This is a genomic window from Pseudomonas oleovorans subsp. oleovorans (assembly GCF_002197815.1).
GTDB lineage: Bacteria > Pseudomonadota > Gammaproteobacteria > Pseudomonadales > Pseudomonadaceae > Aquipseudomonas > Aquipseudomonas oleovorans.
Genome location: NZ_NIUB01000010.1, coordinates 1 through 18,176 on the forward strand (window position 1 = coordinate 1; position 18,176 = coordinate 18,176).

At 63.6% G+C, this 18,176-nt stretch carries 15 protein-coding genes; 9 read left to right on the top strand and 6 right to left on the bottom strand.

The genetic code is table 11. From position 1 onward, the window contains the following. Window positions 1-389 precede the first annotated feature (389 nt). The 3 genes from gatB to gatC all read right to left on the bottom strand — a co-directional run bounded on the left by gatB (window position 390) and on the right by gatC (window position 3,713). Window positions 390-1,838, bottom strand: a complete 1,449-nt coding sequence (gatB, locus tag PSOLE_RS07695) for an Asp-tRNA(Asn)/Glu-tRNA(Gln) amidotransferase subunit GatB (protein ID WP_074855431.1) — start codon at window positions 1,836-1,838, stop codon at window positions 390-392. Between the two features lie 120 nt (window positions 1,839-1,958). Further along, window positions 1,959-3,410 (bottom strand): Asp-tRNA(Asn)/Glu-tRNA(Gln) amidotransferase subunit GatA, encoded by a 1,452-nt coding sequence (gene gatA / locus PSOLE_RS07700; RefSeq protein WP_074855432.1) that lies wholly within the window; start codon window positions 3,408-3,410, stop codon window positions 1,959-1,961. A 15-nt stretch (window positions 3,411-3,425) separates the two neighbouring features. Continuing rightward, window positions 3,426-3,713 (bottom strand): Asp-tRNA(Asn)/Glu-tRNA(Gln) amidotransferase subunit GatC, encoded by a 288-nt coding sequence (gene gatC / locus PSOLE_RS07705; protein ID WP_004424815.1) that lies wholly within the window; start codon window positions 3,711-3,713, stop codon window positions 3,426-3,428. 227 nt (window positions 3,714-3,940) lie between these two features. Here gatC and mreB point away from each other — a divergent pair, with 227 nt between their 5' ends. From mreB to tldD, 8 genes are all read left to right on the top strand, one after another. After that, window positions 3,941-4,978, top strand: coding sequence for a rod shape-determining protein MreB (mreB, locus tag PSOLE_RS07710; protein WP_074855433.1), 1,038 nt, complete (start codon window positions 3,941-3,943; stop codon window positions 4,976-4,978). A gap of 131 nt (window positions 4,979-5,109) precedes the next feature. Continuing rightward, the gene (gene mreC / locus PSOLE_RS07715; RefSeq protein WP_004424811.1) at window positions 5,110-6,084 is read left to right on the top strand and encodes a rod shape-determining protein MreC; all 975 of its coding nucleotides are present in this window, start codon (window positions 5,110-5,112) and stop codon (window positions 6,082-6,084) included. After that, a complete protein-coding gene (mreD, locus tag PSOLE_RS07720; protein WP_004424808.1) occupies window positions 6,084-6,572 on the top strand; it encodes a rod shape-determining protein MreD in 489 nt (162 codons plus the stop codon). The genes mreC and mreD overlap by 1 nt, the downstream gene beginning before the upstream one ends. A gap of 48 nt (window positions 6,573-6,620) precedes the next feature. After that, window positions 6,621-7,223: a Maf family protein gene (locus PSOLE_RS07725; RefSeq protein WP_017678912.1), complete on the top strand. Its 603-nt coding sequence runs from the start codon at window positions 6,621-6,623 to the stop codon at window positions 7,221-7,223. 104 nt (window positions 7,224-7,327) lie between these two features. Beyond that, on the top strand, window positions 7,328-8,785 hold the full coding sequence (gene rng / locus PSOLE_RS07730) for a ribonuclease G (RefSeq protein WP_004424804.1): 1,458 nt from the start codon (window positions 7,328-7,330) through the stop codon (window positions 8,783-8,785). 17 nt (window positions 8,786-8,802) lie between these two features. Further along, on the top strand, window positions 8,803-12,624 hold the full coding sequence (locus PSOLE_RS07735; protein WP_074855434.1) for a YhdP family protein: 3,822 nt from the start codon (window positions 8,803-8,805) through the stop codon (window positions 12,622-12,624). Window positions 12,625-12,673: 49 nt separating this feature from the next. Beyond that, a complete protein-coding gene (locus PSOLE_RS07740) occupies window positions 12,674-13,522 on the top strand; it encodes a carbon-nitrogen hydrolase family protein (RefSeq protein WP_074855435.1) in 849 nt (282 codons plus the stop codon). Window positions 13,523-13,524: 2 nt separating this feature from the next. Beyond that, on the top strand, window positions 13,525-14,967 hold the full coding sequence (tldD, locus tag PSOLE_RS07745) for a metalloprotease TldD (protein ID WP_074855436.1): 1,443 nt from the start codon (window positions 13,525-13,527) through the stop codon (window positions 14,965-14,967). Between the two features lie 12 nt (window positions 14,968-14,979). Here tldD and yjgA read toward each other — a convergent pair whose 3' ends face one another. Next, window positions 14,980-15,498, bottom strand: coding sequence for a ribosome biogenesis factor YjgA (yjgA, locus tag PSOLE_RS07750; protein ID WP_074855437.1), 519 nt, complete (start codon window positions 15,496-15,498; stop codon window positions 14,980-14,982). A 129-nt stretch (window positions 15,499-15,627) separates the two neighbouring features. Here yjgA and pmbA point away from each other — a divergent pair, with 129 nt between their 5' ends. Continuing rightward, on the top strand, window positions 15,628-16,974 hold the full coding sequence (gene pmbA, locus PSOLE_RS07755; RefSeq protein WP_074855438.1) for a metalloprotease PmbA: 1,347 nt from the start codon (window positions 15,628-15,630) through the stop codon (window positions 16,972-16,974). A gap of 55 nt (window positions 16,975-17,029) precedes the next feature. On the opposite strand, the gene PSOLE_RS07760 is transcribed toward pmbA, so the two are convergent. After that, window positions 17,030-17,302 (bottom strand): HPr family phosphocarrier protein, encoded by a 273-nt coding sequence (locus PSOLE_RS07760; protein WP_003459230.1) that lies wholly within the window; start codon window positions 17,300-17,302, stop codon window positions 17,030-17,032. 14 nt (window positions 17,303-17,316) lie between these two features. Further along, window positions 17,317-18,174: an RNase adapter RapZ gene (rapZ, locus tag PSOLE_RS07765; RefSeq protein ID WP_003459231.1), complete on the bottom strand. Its 858-nt coding sequence runs from the start codon at window positions 18,172-18,174 to the stop codon at window positions 17,317-17,319. Window positions 18,175-18,176 lie beyond the last annotated feature (2 nt).

Consider the following 18,176-nt stretch of genomic DNA (forward strand, 5'->3'; position numbering starts at 1 on the left):
GGAGACGCAACCGTAGTAGAGATCCACTCGATTGCACAGTGACATGAACTGATGACGAACCGGTCGCACCGACCTGTGTGAAACCTGCTGCATCCATCGGCCCTCTGCTTTGCAAGGCCGCTAGCCCGGTTAGGCGCACAGGAGCGAAATTCATCATGGCTCAAGGCTAACGCCTTATCAGAAGTCGAATATACGGAAGCAGTCGTACCTAGGTTCAGAGGCAGATTATTTCACTGGCAAAACGGGAGGAGTCCATATACGGATGCAATCCGGGGCAGTGAAGGTTCCCGGATTGCATCCGGGCTGCGCATCGTCATATTCGCGGTCTCCATGAAAAACGCCGGGCGAGCCCGGCGTCATTGCAGCTAGCGTAAGCGAGCCGGCCTGGCTCAGCCTTCGAGCTTCTTCTTCAGCAGTTCGTTCACTTGCCCCGGGTTGGCCTTGCCCTTGGAGGCTTTCATGGCCTGGCCGACGAAGAAGCCGAACATCTTGCCGCGCTTGGCTTCGTCGCTGGCGCGGTACTGCTCGACCTGCTCGGCGTTGGCGGCCAGCACTTCATCGAGCATGGCCTCGATGGCGCCGCTGTCGGTGACCTGCTTGAGACCTTTCTTCTCGATGATCTCATCGGCGCTGGCGCCTTCGCCGGCGGCCAGGGCCTCGAACACCATCTTGGCGATCTTGCCGCTGATGGTGTTGTCCTTGATGCGCAGGATCATGCCGCCCAGTTGTTCGGCAGACACTGGCGACTGCTCGATCTCCAGGCCGTCCTTGTTGAGCAGGCTGGACAGCTCGCCCATCACCCAGTTGGCCGACAGCTTGGCGTCGCCGCAGGTCTTTTCGACCACTTCGAAGTAGTCGGCCAGCTCACGACTGGCGCTGAGCACACTGGCGTCGTAGCTGGACAGGCCGAACTGGCTTTCGAAGCGCTCGCGCTTCTGCGGCGGCAGCTCTGGCAGGCCGGCGCGCAGTTCGTCGAGGAAGCTGCGCTCGATTACCACCGGCAGCAGGTCCGGGCAGGGGAAGTAACGGTAGTCGTTGGCTTCTTCCTTGCTGCGCATGGAGCGGGTCTGATCCTTGTTCGGATCGTACAGGCGGGTTTCCTGCACCACCTTGCCGCCGTCCTCGATCAGCTCGATCTGGCGCTGCACCTCAAAGTTGATGGCCTTCTCGATAAAGCGGAAGGAGTTGACGTTCTTGATCTCGGCGCGGGTGCCGAACTCGGCCTGGCCCTTCGGCCGTACTGACACGTTGCAGTCACAGCGCAGCGAACCTTCGGCCATGTTGCCGTCGCAGATGCCCAGATAACGGACGAGTGCGTGAATGGCCTTCACGTAGGCCACGGCTTCCTTGGCCGAGCGAATGTCCGGCTCGGAAACGATCTCCAGCAGCGGCGTGCCGGCGCGGTTCAGGTCGATACCACTCATGCCGTGGAAGTCTTCGTGCAGGCTCTTGCCGGCGTCCTCTTCCAGGTGCGCACGGGTGATGCCGATGCGCTTGACGGTGCCGTCTTCCAGGGTGATGTCGAGGAAGCCCTTGCCGACGATGGGGTGATCCATCTGGCTGGTCTGGTAGCCCTTGGGCAGGTCCGGGTAGAAGTAGTTCTTGCGCGCGAAGATGTTACGTTCGGGGATCTCGGCGTCGATCGCCAGGCCGAACTGGCAGGCCATGCGCACGGCTTCGGCGTTCAGTACCGGCAGGGTGCCGGGCATGCCGAGGTCGACCAGGCTGGCCTGGGTGTTGGGCTCGGCGCCAAAGGTGGTGGCGCTGGCCGAGAAGATCTTCGACTGGGTGCTGAGCTGAGCGTGAATCTCGAGCCCGATCACGGTTTCCCATTGCATCTTTAGTGTTCCTCGAATGCGTTGCAAACGGCTGCCGCCTCTTGATCCGTAGGAGCCCGCTTGCGGGCGATCCATTGCTATCGCCCGCAAGCGGGCTCCTACAGGGGGCTGGCCTTTGCCTTAGAAGCCTTTGGGTGCGTGTTTATGCCAGTCGCTGACCTGCTGGTACTGATGCGCGACGTTGAGCAGACGACCTTCCTCGAAGTAGTTGCCGAGCAACTGCACACCCACCGGCAGGCCGTCGATGAAGCCGGCCGGCATCGACAGGCCGGGGATGCCGGCCAGGTTGGCGGTAATGGTGTAGATGTCTTCCAGGTAGGCGGACACCGGGTCGGCGTTCTTCTCGCCGAGTTTCCAGGCCAGGTTCGGCGTGGTCGGGCCGAGGATCACGTCGACCTCCTTGAAGGCGGCGACGAAGTCGTTCTTGATCAGCCGGCGAATCTGCTGGGCCTTGATGTAGTAGGCATCGTAGTAGCCGGCGGAGAGCGCATAGGTGCCGACCATGATGCGGCGTTTGACCTCGGCGCCGAAGCCCTCGCCGCGCGTGCGCTTGTACAGATCCTGCAGGTCTTTCGGGTTCTCGCAGCGGTAGCCGAAGCGCACGCCGTCGAAACGCGACAGGTTGGAGCTGGCCTCGGCCGGCGCGATCACGTAGTAGGCGGGAATGGCGTGCTGCATGTTCGGCAGCGAGATGTCCCTGACGGTGGCGCCGAGCTTTTTCAGCTCTTCGACTACGGCCATGACCTTCTCACCGATGCGTGCATCCAGGCCGGTGCCGAAGTATTCCTTGGGCAGGCCGATACGCAGGCCGGCCAGCGGCTGGGCCAGCGCCGCGAGGTAGTCATCGACCGGCTGATCGACGCTGGTCGAATCCTTGGCATCGAAACCAGCCATGGCGCCGAGCAGCAGGGCGCAATCCTCGGCGGTACGGGCCAGCGGACCGCCCTGGTCGAGGCTGGAGGCGTAGGCGATCATGCCCCAGCGCGAGACGCGGCCGTAGGTCGGCTTGATCCCGGTGAGGTTGGTCAGCGCAGCCGGCTGACGGATCGAGCCGCCGGTGTCGGTGCCGGTGGCGGCCGGCAACAGGCGGGCGGCAACGGCGGCTGCCGAGCCGCCCGAGGAGCCGCCCGGTACGCGGGTCAGATCCCAGGGATTTTTCACCGGGCCGTAGTGGCTGGATTCGTTGGCCGAGCCCATGGCGAATTCGTCCATGTTCAGCTTGCCCAGGGTGACGGTGCCGGCGGCCTTGAGTTTTTCCACCACGGTGGCGTCGTAGGGCGCCTTGAAACCGGTGAGGATCTTCGAGCCGCAGGACGTCAGCACGCCGTTGGTGCAGAACAGATCCTTGTGGGCGATCGGTGCGCCGAGCAGCGGGCTGTTTTCGCCGGCAGCGCGACGGGCGTCTGCTGCCTTGGCCTGTTCCAGCGCGAGCTCTTCGGTGACGGTGATGAAGCTGTTGAGCTGCGGGTCGAGCTGATTGATGCGCGCCAGCAGGCTCTGGGTCAGTTCGGCAGAGGAGAATTGCTTGTCGGCGAGTGCGCGGGCGATCTCGGCCAGGGTCAATTGATGCATGGCGGAAGGCTTTCCTTACTCGATGACTTTGGGAACCAGATACAGGCCGCTTTCCACGGCCGGGGCGATGGCCTGGTAGGCGTCGCGCTGGTTGCGCTCGGTGACCACGTCGGCACGCAAGCGCTGGGTCGCTTCCAGCGGGTGGGCCAGGGGTTCGATGCCCTGGGTATCGACCGCCTGCATCTGATCGATCAGGCCGAGGATGTTGTTCAGGGTCTCGGTGGTTTGCGGAATATCGCCGTCATTCAGACCCAGGCGGGCCAGGTGGGCGATTTTTTCCACCTCGGAGCGTTCAAGCGCCATCGGGGGTTCTCCAGTGGAAGTGTGACTTAGAGGGCATGCAGGGAACGGATGTCGCGAGCCGGCGGTCAAAGGCCGCGATGTGCAGCTACAAGGCCCGGAAAAACAGGCAATCTACCATATTGCCGCCTTGCTCAAAATCCCTGCCGTTGTTAGAGTTTGCCGCACTTTTTACCTGCGCGTTTTGCGCGCCTGGCCTTCACCCACGCGTTGCCTAGGGTCCCTTCCTAATGTTCAAGAAACTGCGTGGCATGTTTTCCAGCGATCTGTCGATCGACCTGGGCACTGCCAATACCCTTATTTATGTACGCGAGCGCGGTATTGTCCTGGATGAGCCGTCCGTAGTCGCCATCCGCACCCACGGCAACCAGAAGAGTGTTGTGGCCGTCGGCACCGAGGCCAAGCGCATGCTCGGTCGTACGCCTGGCAACATTTCCGCGATTCGCCCGATGAAAGACGGCGTGATCGCCGACTTCAGCGTCTGCGAAAAGATGCTGCAGTACTTCATCAACAAGGTTCATGAAAACAGCTTCCTGCAGCCTTCGCCGCGTGTGCTGATCTGCGTACCGTGCAAGTCGACCCAGGTCGAGCGCCGGGCCATTCGTGAATCGGCGCTCGGTGCTGGTGCCCGTGAAGTGTTCCTGATCGAAGAACCGATGGCCGCTGCCATCGGCGCCGGCTTGCCGGTCGAGGAAGCCCGTGGCTCGATGGTCGTCGACATCGGCGGCGGTACCACCGAGATCGCCCTGATTTCCCTGAATGGCGTGGTCTATGCCGAGTCCGTTCGCGTCGGCGGCGACCGCTTCGACGAAGCCATCATCACCTACGTGCGCCGCAACTACGGTTCGCTGATCGGTGAAGGTACCGCCGAGCGCATCAAGCAGGAAATCGGCACCGCCTACCCGGGCGGCGAGATCCGCGAAGTTGACGTGCGCGGCCGTAACCTGGCTGAAGGCGTACCGCGCAGCTTTACCCTCAACTCCAACGAAGTGCTCGAAGCGCTGCAGGAGTCGCTGGCGACCATCGTCCAGGCGGTCAAGAGCGCGCTGGAGCAGTCGCCGCCCGAGCTGGCCTCGGACATCGCCGAGCGCGGCCTGGTGCTGACCGGTGGTGGCGCGCTGCTGCGTGATCTGGACAAGCTGCTCTCCCAGGAAACCGGCCTGCCGGTGATCGTTGCCGAAGACCCGCTGACCTGCGTCGCCCGTGGCGGCGGAAAGGCCCTGGAAATGATGGATCGCCACGCCATGGACCTGCTCTCCACCGAGTAAGGGGTTCGCTAGTGGCTCGCCGTCGTGCCGCCCTCGGGCGGCACGCGCATATTCGAGCATTGCAGTACACTCGGCCCAACCTTCGCCTGACCGGTTTGCCTTTCGCATGAATTCGCGCGCTTTTCGCCCCTGTGGCGCACGAGGAGCAGGTCATTAAGCCGCTCTTCGCCAAAGGTCCCTCGCTGGGCATTCGTCTGCTGGTATTTGCCGTACTGTCGGCGGTGCTGATGGTGGTCGATGCCCGCTTCGAGACGCTCAAGCCGCTGCGCAGCCAGATGGGGCTGGTGCTCACGCCTTTCTATTGGCTGGCCGATGTGCCCGTACGCGTCTGGGATGGGGCAACTCAGCAGATTTCCTCGCGCAGCGAACTGATGGCCGAGAACGAGAAGCTCAAGGCCGAGGCTCTGCTGCTGCAGCGTCGCCTGCAGAAGCTGGCAGCGCTGACCGAGCAGAACGTGCGTCTGCGCGAACTGCTCAACTCCGCGGCGCTGGTGGATGAAGAAGTGCTGGTTGCTGAGCTGATCGGCGTCGATCCCAATCCCTATACCCACCGCATCCTGATCGACAAGGGCGAGAAGGATGGCGTGTTCCTCGGGCAGCCGGTGCTCGATGCGCGCGGGCTGATGGGCCAGGTGGTCGAGATCATGCCCTACACCTCGCGGGTGCTGTTGCTCACCGATAACACCCACAGCATCCCGGTACAGGTCAACCGTAACGGTCTGCGTGCCATCGCCGTCGGTACCGGCAACCCGGAGCGCCTGGAGCTGCGTCACGTCGCCGATACCGCCGATATCAAGGAGGGCGATCTGCTGGTCAGTTCCGGCATGGGCCAGCGCTTCCCGGCCGGCTACCCGGTGGCCACGGTCAAGGAAGTGATTCATGACTCCGGCCAGCCTTTCGCCATCGTCCGTGCCGTACCGACCGCTGCGCTCAATCGCAGCCGTTATCTGCTGTTGGTGTTCTCCGACCGGCGCACGCCCGAGGAGCGCGCCAACGATTCCGCCGAGGCCCAGGAAGCCGCCGACCGCGAAGCCGAGCAGGCGCGCAATGGCGAGCCGGCCGCTGACGCACCGGCCGCTGACGCCCCCGCACAGGAGAGTAACTGATGGCTGGCGTACAGCCCCGTAACGGCTGGGTGATCTGGCTGAGCCTGGCGCTCGGTTTGTTGCTCAGTGTTTCGCCGTTGCCCGAGTTCATGCAGATCGGTCGCCCGCTTTGGGTCGCCTTGATTCTCACCTATTGGGTACTGGCTCTGCCGCATCGTGTCGGCATGACCACCGCCTGGATTCTTGGCCTGGCGCAGGACGTGCTGTTCGGCACCCTGCTCGGGCAGAACGCCTTGATCCTCACCCTGATCACCTTTCTGGTGCTGAGTCTGCACCAGCGCCTGCGCATGTTCCCCATGTGGCAGCAGAGCATGGTGCTGATGGTGGTGTTCGGTCTCGCCCAGCTGGTTCAGCTGTGGCTCAACGCCCTGACCGGTAGTCGTCCTCCAACCCTGGCCTTCGTCCTGCCGGCACTGGTCAGCGCTCTGCTGTGGCCCTGGATCTGCGCCATCTTGCGCGGTCTGCACCTGCGCCTCAACGTCAACTGAACGCGGCCTGCCGCACGGCTGGCCGAGGTTCGCAAGGGAGATACCCGCATGGCCGAGCTGTTTCTGGCCTCCGCCTCGCCCCGTCGTCGTGAATTGCTGGCTCAGATCGCTGTGCCTTGCGTCACGCAAATCGCTTCGATAGACGAAACCCCATTGCCAGATGAGCCGCCAGCAGCCTATGTAGAGCGTCTGGCGCGTGACAAAGCGCGCGCCGGTCTGCTCGCCTTGGGCGGGCGTGACGATGCCGTGGTGTTGGGCGCCGACACCGCTGTGGTGCTCGATGGACGCATTCTTGGCAAACCGGCGGACCTCAATGAGTCGCGCGCCATGCTGCAGGCCCTGTCCGGGCGCAGCCATCAGGTGCTGACGGCCGTGGCGTTGGTCGGTGGTGGCCGCGAGGCGGTGCGAGTGGTCAGCAGCGAGGTGAGCTTTCGTCCTATCAGCGAGGCGGAAATCGAGGCCTACTGGGCCAGCGGCGAGCCATGTGACAAAGCGGGCAGTTATGGTATCCAGGGGTTGGCAGCCGTGTTCGTCAGCGGCTTGCAGGGCAGCTATTCGGCAGTGGTCGGTCTGCCGCTGTGCGAAACTGCAGAGCTGCTTGGCGAATTTGGTATTGCCTGCTGGCAGTTGCCGGCGCAAGGGCCGCGCTAAGACCCCAGGCGGTGGCTGCATTGGTAGTTTTTTGGACGTGCCCGAAAGCTTGAGTCCGCGGGGCGGTGCAGTGGCCCGGCCGGCATGATCACCAGGATGGATGCATGAGCGAAGAGATTCTGATCAATATCACGCCGATGGAGTCGCGCGTGGCGGTGGTGGAAAACGGCGTGCTGCAGGAAGTGCACGTCGAGCGTACGCAGAAGCGCGGCATCGTCGGCAATATCTACAAAGGCAAGGTGGTGCGTGTGCTGCCCGGCATGCAGGCGGCCTTCGTCGATATTGGCCTGGAGCGTGCAGCCTTCATTCATGCTTCCGAGATTTCCGCCCGCGAGGGCACTGCGGTGGAGCCGATCAGCGCCCTGGTCCACGAAGGGCAGAGCCTGGTGGTGCAGGTCACCAAGGACCCTATCGGCAGCAAGGGGGCGCGTCTGACCACTCAGTTGTCGATCCCTTCGCGTTATCTGGTGTACATGCCACGCACCAGTCATGTCGGTATTTCCCTGAAGATCGAAGACGAAGCAGAGCGCGAGCGCCTCAAGCAGGTGGTCGCCGATTGCGTCGCAGCCGAAGGCATCGAGGAGGCCGGCGGCTTCATCCTGCGCACCGCTGCCGAGGGCGCAGGTGCTGATGAAATCCTGATCGACATCCGTTATCTGCGCCGCCTCTGGGACCAGATCGGTGCGCAGATTCAGAACTGCAAGGCGCCCACGGTGATCTACGAGGATCTGTCCCTGGCGCTGCGTACCTTGCGTGACCTGGTCAGCCCGCGGACCGAGAAGATTCGCGTGGACTCGCGGGAAAACTTCCAGAAAATCACGCAGTTCGTCGCCGAATTGATGCCGGAGATCGCTGATCGTCTCGAGCATTATCCTGGCGAGCGGCCGATCTTCGACCTGTACGGTGTCGAGGACGAAATCCAGCGCGCACTGGAGCGCAAGGTGCCGCTGAAGTCCGGCGGTTACCTGGTGGTCGACCCCGCCGAGGCGATGAGCACCATCGACGTCAACACCGGCGCCTTCGTCGGCCATCGCACCCTCGAAGAAACCATCTTCAAGACCAATCTCGAGGCAGCCACCGCCATTGCCCGTCAGCTACGCCTGCGCAACCTGGGCGGCATCATCATCATCGACTTCATCGACATGGAAGATGAAGAGCATCAGCGCCAGGTGCTGCGCACCCTGGAAAAGCAGCTCGAGCGTGATCACGCCAAGACCAACATCATCGGCATCACCGAGCTCGGCCTGGTGCAGATGACCCGCAAGCGCACGCGCGAAAGTCTCGAGCAGATTCTCTGCGAGCCCTGCAGCGCCTGTCAGGGTCGCGGCAAGCTGAAGACGCCGGAGACCATTTGCTACGAGATCTTCCGTGAGATTCTGCGTGAAGCCCGCGCCTACCAGGCGGAAAGCTATCGCGTGCTGGCCAATCAGAAGGTGGTCGATCGCCTGCTCGATGAAGAGTCGGGCAACGTCGCTGATCTGGAAGCCTTCATTGGACGTACCATCAAGTTCCAGGTGGAAACCATGTATTCCCAGGAACAGTACGACGTGGTGCTGCTCTGAGCACGGGGACTGTCGAGGTGAACGCTCTGGCGCGCCTGTTTGCGGCGCTGCTGCGCTGGGGCCTGGGTCTTTGCGCCGCCGTGCTGGTGCTGGCCGCGCTGTACGTCAGCCTGGGCCGTGAGCTGGTGCCGCTGGTGGCTGAATACCGGCTCGAACTGGAAGATCGTGTCACGGCGCAGCTGGGTGTGCCGGTACGTATCGGTCGCCTCGAAGGTCGTTGGCAGGGCTTTGCCCCGGTGCTGGAGGCGCATGACGTGCGCCTGGGCAGCGAAGAGGAAGGCCTGAGCCTGGAGCGCGTACGACTGGTACCGGATGTGGGCGGCAGCCTGTTGGCACGCCAGCCGCGCATCGCCCACCTGCAGTTCGACGGGCTGCAGCTGAACGTGCAGCAGAACGCCGATGGTGGCTGGCGGGTGCAAGGGATGCCACAGCGCAGCGGTCCCGAGCTGGATGTCGAACAGCTGCTGGAACAGTTGCAGATCGTGCACCGCATCAGTCTGCTCGACAGTCGCGTGGTGCTGCAGCCGCTCGATCAGGCACCGCTGCTGCTCAGCTACGTTAGCTTGAGCCTGCGCTATGGCAACAACAGCCAGCGCCTCGATGGGCGCCTGTTGCTGCCCGATGGTCAGCCGGTGGCGCTGCGACTGCGCACGCGCATGCAGCCCAAAACCTGGCGCGAGGCGCAGTCCGAGCTTTATCTGAGCCTGCCGCAGAGCGACTGGGCCGCCTGGCTGCCGAAATCGCTACTTGGCGACTGGCAGCTACAGCGCCTGCAGGCTGGCGGCGAGCTGTGGCTGGAGGGCCGTGGTCTGGTCCTGGACAGGGGCGCCTTGCGTCTGCACGCCCCCGAGCTGGCCGGCGGCCAGGCCAAGCATGAAGCAGTGACGCTCAAGGGCCTGGCCTTCAACGCCTTCTTCACTCAAGACAAGCAGGGTGTGCGGGCGCAGATCGACTCCCTGGCTTTGACCCATGGTGAGCAGCGCATCGGCGATCTACACCTGAACCTGAATCAGAAGGACGTGGGCGAGGTTGACGAGCGTTGGGCGCTAAGCGCCGATCGCCTCGATCTGGCGGCCTGGGCGCCGCTGGTGCAGGCGTTGGTGCCGATGCCTGATGCAGCCCGCGATGTCCTGGTCGCGCTGGCGCCGGTGGGCGCGGTCAACAACCTGCTGCTCGACTATTACCCGCAACGTGAAGGCGCCGAGCGCCTGCAGTTCGCCGCCAATCTGGACAGGGTGGGCATCCAGGCCTACCACGGTGCGCCGGCTGCCGAGAACGTCAGTGGCAGTGCCTCGGGCAATATGTTCCAGGGCGAGCTGCGCCTGAACAGCGAAAATTTCGCCCTGCATCTGGATCAACTGTTCCCCAAGCCCTGGCGCTATCGTCATGCCCAGGCGCGCTTGAGCTGGGACTGGAATGAAACCGGCCTGACCCTGTACAGCCCCTATATGCGCGTGGATGGCGAGGAGGGGCAGGTCGCCGGTGACATGCTGATCCGCCTGCTGCGCGACCCAGAGGCCGAGGACTACATGGACCTGCGTGTCGGCATGCGCGACGGCGATGTGGCCTACACCGAGAAGTACCTGCCGAGTCGCGCGCCGGGTATGAGCGCCGAGCTCGACCAATGGCTGAAGACTGCTATTCGTGCTGGCCATGTCGAAGAAGGTTACTTCCAGTATCAGGGCTCGCTGAACAAGGGCGCACCGTTGGGGGCACGCAGCCTCAGCCTGTTCTTCAAGGTCAAGGATGCCGAGCTGGCCTTCCAGCCCGGTTGGCCGTCGCTGCGCGAGGGCGTGGGTGAGGTGCTGATCGAGGATGATGCAGTGCGCGTGCGTCTGCAGAGCGGGCGCTTGCAGGAAAGTACGGTCAGTAATGTCGTGGCCAATATTCCACTGTTGCACGACGGCAAGCCGCCGCGCCTGCAGCTCGATGGTGAGGTGCAGGGCAGCCTGAGTGATGCCATCAAGCTGTTGCAGGAGGCACCACTGGGAACAGCGGAAATCTTCGACGGCTGGCAGGGCGAGGGGCCTCTGGCCGGGCGCCTGCAACTGGATATTCCGCTGCAAAAAGGGGGGCCACCTGTTGTGGTGGTGGACTTCGCCACCGAGGGGGCGCGCCTCAAGCTGACCAATCCTGATTTGCAGCTGAGCAACCTGCAGGGGGCGTTTCGCTTCAACAGTGCCGCTGGCTTGAGCGCGCCGGATGTGCGTGCCGAGGTCTTCGGTCGCCCGGTACGCGGCAAGATCAGCGCCGAGGGTGCGCGTGGCAAGGCGCTTACACGTTTCGATCTGCGTGGCCAGGTGCAGGTCGAAACTCTCAGCCAATGGCTGGGCGGGCCGCAGAAGCTGCCGGCCAGCGGACTGCTGCCTTATCGCCTGCGCCTGACCCTGGATGGCGATGACAGTCAATTACGCGTCGACTCCAACCTGCGTGGTGTGGCGGTCGAGCTACCAGCCCCGTTCGGCAAGACGGCGCAGCAGGCGCGTGATGCCAGCTGGCGCATGACCCTGGCCGGTCGTGAGCGCCGCTACTGGGCCGAATATGGTGATCTGGCCAGCCTGAATCTGGCCGCACCTCCAGGCGCGCTGGCTGAGGGGCGGGGTGAACTGGTGCTCGGTGGTGCCCCGGCGGGGTTGCCGCCTGGCCAGGGGCTGCGCGTGCGCGGGCGCTTGGACGAACTGGATCTCGATGCCTGGAAGCAACTCGGCAGCAATCATCCGGTCAGGTTGGATGCTGATAGCCAGCGCCTGCTACGCAGTGCACGGCTGGATGTCGGACGCTTCCGTGGTTTTGGTCAGGAGGTCGAGCAACTGACGCTTGGCCTGGCGCGAGAAGGCCAGGCCTGGGCCTTGCAGATCGACAGTGAGTTGGCCGCCGGGCGTGTGCTGTTGGCCGATCGTGCGGACACGCCGATTGCCATCGACCTGCAGTATGTACGCCTGCCGGCGCCTGACGCCGAAGCGGCGAAGGTCGTCGATGCGCCTGATCCCCTGGCCGATTTCGATCCCGGCACGCTGCCGGCCATGGATATCCGTATTCAGCGTGTACAGCGTGGCGACAAGGTGCTGGGCGCCTGGTCGCTCAAGGTCAGGCCCGAGGCGCAGGGCGTGCGTTTCGATGAACTCGACCTCGATCTGCAGGGGCTGAAGATTGGTGGTAGTGGTGGCTGGCGAGGCACGCCTGGCAACACCCAAAGCTGGTACAAGGGGCGTCTGCAGGGCAAGGATCTCGGCGACATTCTGCAAGCCTGGGATTATGCCCCCAGCGTTACCAGCGAAAGTTTCCGGGTAGACGCCGATGCTACCTGGCCCGGTTCTCCGGCGTGGTTCTCGCTCCGGCGTTTCTCCGGCAATCTCGATCCTTCGCTACGCAAGGGCCAGTTCGTCGAAGTACAGGGCTCGGCCCAGGCGCTGCGGGTATTCGGCCTGCTCAACTTCAACTCGATTGGCCGGCGTCTGCGCCTGGACTTCTCCGACCTGCTGGGCAAGGGGCTGAGTTACGACCGGGTCAAGGGCAACCTGCAGGCCACCAATGGTCTGTTCGTCACCCGGGAGCCGATCACCCTGACGGGGCCGTCGAGCAACCTGGAGCTCAATGGCAATCTGGACATGCGCGATGAGCGCATCGACGCCAAGCTGCTGGTGACCCTGCCGGTGACCAACAACTTGCCACTGGCAGCACTTATTGTCGGCGCGCCGGCCATTGGCGGGGCGTTGTTCGTGGCCGACAAGTTGCTCGGTGACAAGGTTGCGCGTTTCGCCAGCGTCCAGTACGACGTCAAGGGCCCGCTGCAGGATCCGCAGATCAGCTTCGACAAACCCTTCGAAAAACCGCAATGAAGTCGCTTCTTGGCGTAGGCTGTTGCATCAAGCCCTGAAGAGTGTCGCCATGAATCTCGCTGTAATCCAGATGGTCAGCCAGGATGACGTGCAAACCAATCTGCGCCTGGCGCGGCGCATGCTGGAGCGTGCAGCCCAGGGCGGTGCGCGCCTTGTCGTGCTGCCCGAGAATTTCGCTGCCATGGGCCGCCGCGACCTGGCTGCCATCGGGCGGGCCGAGGCGTTGGGCGAGGGGCCGATCCTGCCCTGGTTGAAACGCGCTGCTCGTGACCTCAGTTTATGGATAGTGGCCGGCACCTTGCCGCTACCGCCGGATGATGATGCCGACGGCAAACCGCACGCCTGCTCATTGTTGATCGACGATCAGGGCGAGCGTGTGGCCCGTTACGACAAGCTGCATCTGTTCGATGTCGAGGTGGCCGACAACCGTGGCCGTTATCGCGAGTCCGATGATTTCGCCCATGGCCAACGCGTCGTGGTGGCGGATACGCCGGTCGGGCGTCTGGGCCTGAGCGTATGTTATGACTTGCGCTTCCCCGAGCTGTTCACTGCGCTGCGTGAAGCCGGCGCCGAGCTGATCAGCGTGCCGGCGGCGTTCACCGCCGTGACTGGCGCGGCGCATTGGCAGGTGCTGACCCGCGCCCGTGCCATCGAAACCCAGTGCTACCTGTTGGCCGCCGGCCAGGGCGGCGAGCACCCGGGGCAGCGCATGACCTTTGGCCATTCGGCGATCATCGACCCCTGGGGTAAGGTAGTGGTCGAGCAGGATCAGGGCGACGGTGCTCTGCTGGCTGCCCGTGATGCCGCCGAGCAGGCGAACATTCGCCAACGCATGCCGGTGCAGCAGCACCGCCGATTCTTTTCATCGGACGTACCGCGTCCGATCGTTGTGGAGTGACCATGAATACGATGTTGCAATCCGTCAGCGAGCACCTGCTTGCGCCCGGTAACCTGACGTTCGACAGCCTCAGCAGCGTGCTGGGTGACGTCGCAGGCCCAGGTATCGATGCCGCCGACCTGTACTTTCAAAGCCAGGTTTCGGAAACCTGGGTATTGGAGGATGGCATCGTCAAGGAAGGCAGTTTCAATCTCGATCAGGGGGTCGGTGTGCGCGCCCAGTCGGGCGAGAAGACCGGTTTTGCCTACAGCAACGCCATCAGCCTCGATGCCCTGACGCAAGCTGCCCGGGCCGCACGTTCGATCTCGCGCGCCGGCCAACAGGGCCGCGTGCAGGCGTTCGTCAGCCCGCAGGTGACCCAGTTGTATGCCGAAGACAACCCACTGAACGTCATGGACCGCGCCGAGAAGGTTGAATTGCTGCAGCGTATCGACCGTGCCACGCGCGCGCTGGATCCGCGCATCAAGCAGGTTACCGTGAGCCTGGCCGGGGTTTGGGATCGCATTCTGGTGGCGGCCCACGACGGCAGCCTCAGCGCTGATATCCGCCCGCTGGTGCGCTTCAATGTCAGCGTCATCGTCGAGCAGAACGGGCGCCGCGAGCGCGGTGGCCATGGCGGCGGCGGACGTACCGACTACCGCTATTTTCTGGAAGAAGACCGCGCCATGGGCTATGCCCGCGAGGCGCTGCGCCAGGCGCTGGTCAACCTTGAAGCCATCGCAGCACCCGCCGGCAGCATGCCGGTGGTGATGGGCGCCGGCTGGTCCGGCGTGCTGCTGCACGAAGCAGTCGGCCACGGCCTGGAAGGCGACTTCAACCGCAAAGGCAGTTCAGCCTACAGCGGCCAGGTCGGGCAGAAGGTCGCGTCCAGCTTGTGCACCATCGTCGACGACGGCACCCTGGCCGGGCGGCGTGGTTCGCTCAGCGTCGACGACGAAGGCACGCCGACCCAATGCACCACACTGATCGAGAATGGCGTACTCAAGGGTTACATGCAGGACAAGCTCAACGCGCGTCTGATGGGTGTGGCCGCTACCGGCAACGGTCGTCGTGAATCCTATGCGCACCTGCCGATGCCGCGTATGACCAACACCTACATGCTGGCGGGCGAGAGCGACCCGGAAGAAATCATCCGTTCGGTGAAAAAGGGCATCTACTGCGCCAACCTTGGCGGCGGCCAGGTGGACATCACCAGCGGCAAGTTCGTCTTTTCCACCAGTGAGGCCTACCTGATCGAGGACGGCAAGATCACTGCGCCGGTCAAGGGCGCCACCCTGATTGGCAATGGCCCGGAGGCCATGAGCCGGGTGTCCATGGTCGGCAATGACCTGGCGCTGGACAGCGGCGTCGGCACCTGTGGCAAAGACGGTCAGTCGGTGCCGGTGGGCGTCGGCCAGCCGACGCTGAAGATCGACGCGATCACAGTTGGCGGCACCGGTGCGTAAAGCGAAGCAGGTTCAGCGCAGGCCGCGGTGGATTTCGTCGAGCTCGCGGATGTACTTGAACACCTTGCGCGCGGCGGCTGGCGGCTTGTTGCGCGCCGCTTCGTGCTGAGCATGACGGACCAGGCCGCGCAGGTGCTGGACGTCAGCCTCGGGGTAGAGCTCGACGAAGCTTTCCAGCGCGCTGTCGCCTTCGGCGATCAGGCGGTCGCGCCAGCGTTCGAGGGCATGGAAGCGTTCGTTGTACTCGCGGGTGGAGCTGTCCACCTGGTCGAGCATGGCAATGATCGCGTCGACATCCTGTTCGCGCATCAGCTTGCCGATGAACTGGATGTGGCGTTTGCGCGCGGCATTGGCGGTATGTTTCGGCGCTTCGGCGAGCGCGCGGCGTAGGGCATCGGTCAGTGGCATCTTGGCCAGCAGATCCGCCTTGAGCGTGGTCAGTCGCTCGCCAAGGTCCTGCAGGGCATGCAGTTCGCGTTTGACCTGGGATTTGCTCTTCTCCAGGGAGAAGTCGTCGTAGGAATCAGACATGGGGTGGGTCCAGAGGGAAACGCCGCCATGATAGCAGTAACCGTGACTGCCGGCCCGCGGACGGGCAGTCGAGAGCAGGCCTTGGGTTTCGTACAAAGAGTGCCTGCGCCAAGAGAATCGGGAGTGGTTATGAGTGAAGTAGAACGCATCGGGCCGCAGGCCTTGCCAGTGCTGCAAGAGCAGGTCGAGGCCATTCTCGCCGAGGCCAGGCGCCAGGGTGCCAGTGCCTGCGAGGTGACGGTATCGGCTGGTCAGGGTCTGTCCACCACGGTGCGCCAGGGCGAAGTGGAGACCGTCGAATTCAATCGCGACCAGGGTTTCGGCATCACCCTGTATGTGGGCCAGCGCAAGGGCTCGGCCAGCACCTCGGCCACCGGTAGCGAGGCCATTCGTGAGACCGTGGCGGCGGCCCTGGCGATTGCCAAACATACCAGCGAGGACGAGTGCGCCGGCCTGGCCGATGCCGCACTGATGGCCCGAGAGCTGCCTGAGCTGGATCTCTATCACCCCTGGTCGATCACCCCGGAGCAGGCGGTGGAGCAGGCGCTGGCCTGTGAAGCTGCGGCTTTCGCCGCTGACACGCGGATCAAGAACGCCGATGGCACCAGCCTCAATACCCACCAAGGCTGTCGCGTATACGGCAACAGCCACGGCTTCGTCGGCGGTTACGCCAGCACCCGCCATAGCCTGAGCTGCGTGATGATCGCCGAAGGAGAAGGGCAGATGCAGCGCGACTACTGGTATGACGTCAACCGTCAGGGTGAACTACTGGCTGATGCTAAGGGTATCGGCCAGCGGGCTGCCGAGCGTGCGGTCAGCCGCCTTGGTGCACGACCGGTACCGACCTGTGAGGTGCCGGTGCTGTTCGCTGCCGAGCTTGCCGGCGGGTTGTTCAGTCACCTGCTGGCGGCAATCTCGGGCGGCAATCTCTATCGTCACTCCTCTTTCCTCGAGGGCGCACTCGGCCAGCGTCTTTTTCCCGAGTGGCTGACTCTAGACGAGCGTCCGCACCTGCCGCGCGCACTGGGCAGCGCGGCTTTCGATGGTGATGGCCTGGCCACTTATGCCAAGCCGTTCGTGGAGAAGGGAGAGCTGGTGTCCTACGTACTTAGCACCTATTCCGGGCGCAAGCTGGGTTTGCCGAGCACTGCCAACTCAGGAGGTGTGCACAACCTGTTCATCACCCATGGCGATGAGGATCAGCAGGCGCTGATTCGGCGCATGGGGCGCGGTTTGCTGGTTACCGAGCTGATGGGCCAGGGGCTGAATCTGGTGACGGGTGATTACTCGCGCGGCGCGGCGGGCTTCTGGGTGGAGAACGGCGAGATCCAGTTCCCGGTGCAGGAGGTAACCATCGCCGGCAATCTGCGCGACATGTTCCGCCAGGTCGTTGCAGTCGGTTGTGACCTGGAGCGGCGTGGCAATATCTGCACCGGCTCGGTGCTGATCGAGAAGATGACCGTCGCCGGCAGTTGAAGTCGGCAGTAACGACAAGGCCACCCGTGGGTGGCCTTCGTTTTGGCTGGAGGTATTACTCGCCTTCGTCGAAGTAGTTCTCTATCAGGCCTACCAGGGCGGCCATCGCTTCTTCGTCCTGCTCGCCTTCTGTCAGCAGGTGCACATTGGTGCCCTTGCCGGCAGCCAGCATCATCACCGCCATGATGCTCTTGCCGTCTACCAGGCTGTCGGCGCTGCGGCCGATGCGCACTTGGCAGGGGTAGGTGCTCGCTACACCGACGAACTTCGCCGCGGCGCGGGCATGCAGACCAAGTTTGTTGATGATGGTGATTTCACGTGCTGGCATCGCGGCAGGATTCCTTAGCTGAGGTCGCGGTGACGCACCTGGACGTTCTTCAGCGAGTCTTTGAGTGCCTGGCTCAGGCGGTTGGCCAGGTACACCGAGCGGTGGTGACCACCGGTGCAGCCAATGGCGATGGTGACATAGGCGCGGTTGCTGGCGGCGAAGCGTGGCAGCCATTTTTCCAGATAGGCGAGGATGTCCTGATACATCTCCTCGACCTCCGGCTGCGCAGCCAGGTAGTCGATCACCGGTTGATCCAGGCCGGAGTAGTCGCGCAGTTCCGGCTTCCAGTAGGGATTGGGCAGGCAGCGCGCATCGAACACCAGATCGGCGTCCACCGGCATGCCGCGCTTGAAGCCGAAGGACTCGACGAGAAAGGCGGTTCCGGTCTGTGTCTGGCCGAGCAGGCGCAGTTTGAGCGTATCGCGCAGCTGGTAGAGATTCAGGCGAGTGGTGTCGATCTTCAGATCGGCACGATCGGTGATCGGCGCCAACAGCAGACTTTCGTACGCAATGGCTTCGGCCAGCGAGCGCTTATCGTTGGTCAGCGGGTGGCGTCTGCGGGTTTCGGAAAAGCGCTTGAGCAGGGTTTCGTCTTCGGCATCGAGATACAGCACATCGCAGCGGATATTACGTTTGCGTACTTCTTCGAGCAGCTCCGGGAAGCGCTTGAGCTGGCTCAGCAGGTTGCGTGCATCAATGGAAACGGCCACTTGCGGCAGCAGCATGTCGCTGTGCGGCAGGAAGCGCTCGGCGAGGTCCGGCAGCAGACCGGCCGGCAGGTTGTCGATGCAGTAGAAACCGTTGTCCTCAAGTACATCGAGGGCGGTGCTCTTGCCCGAGCCCGAGCGACCGCTGACGATGATCAGGCGCATGT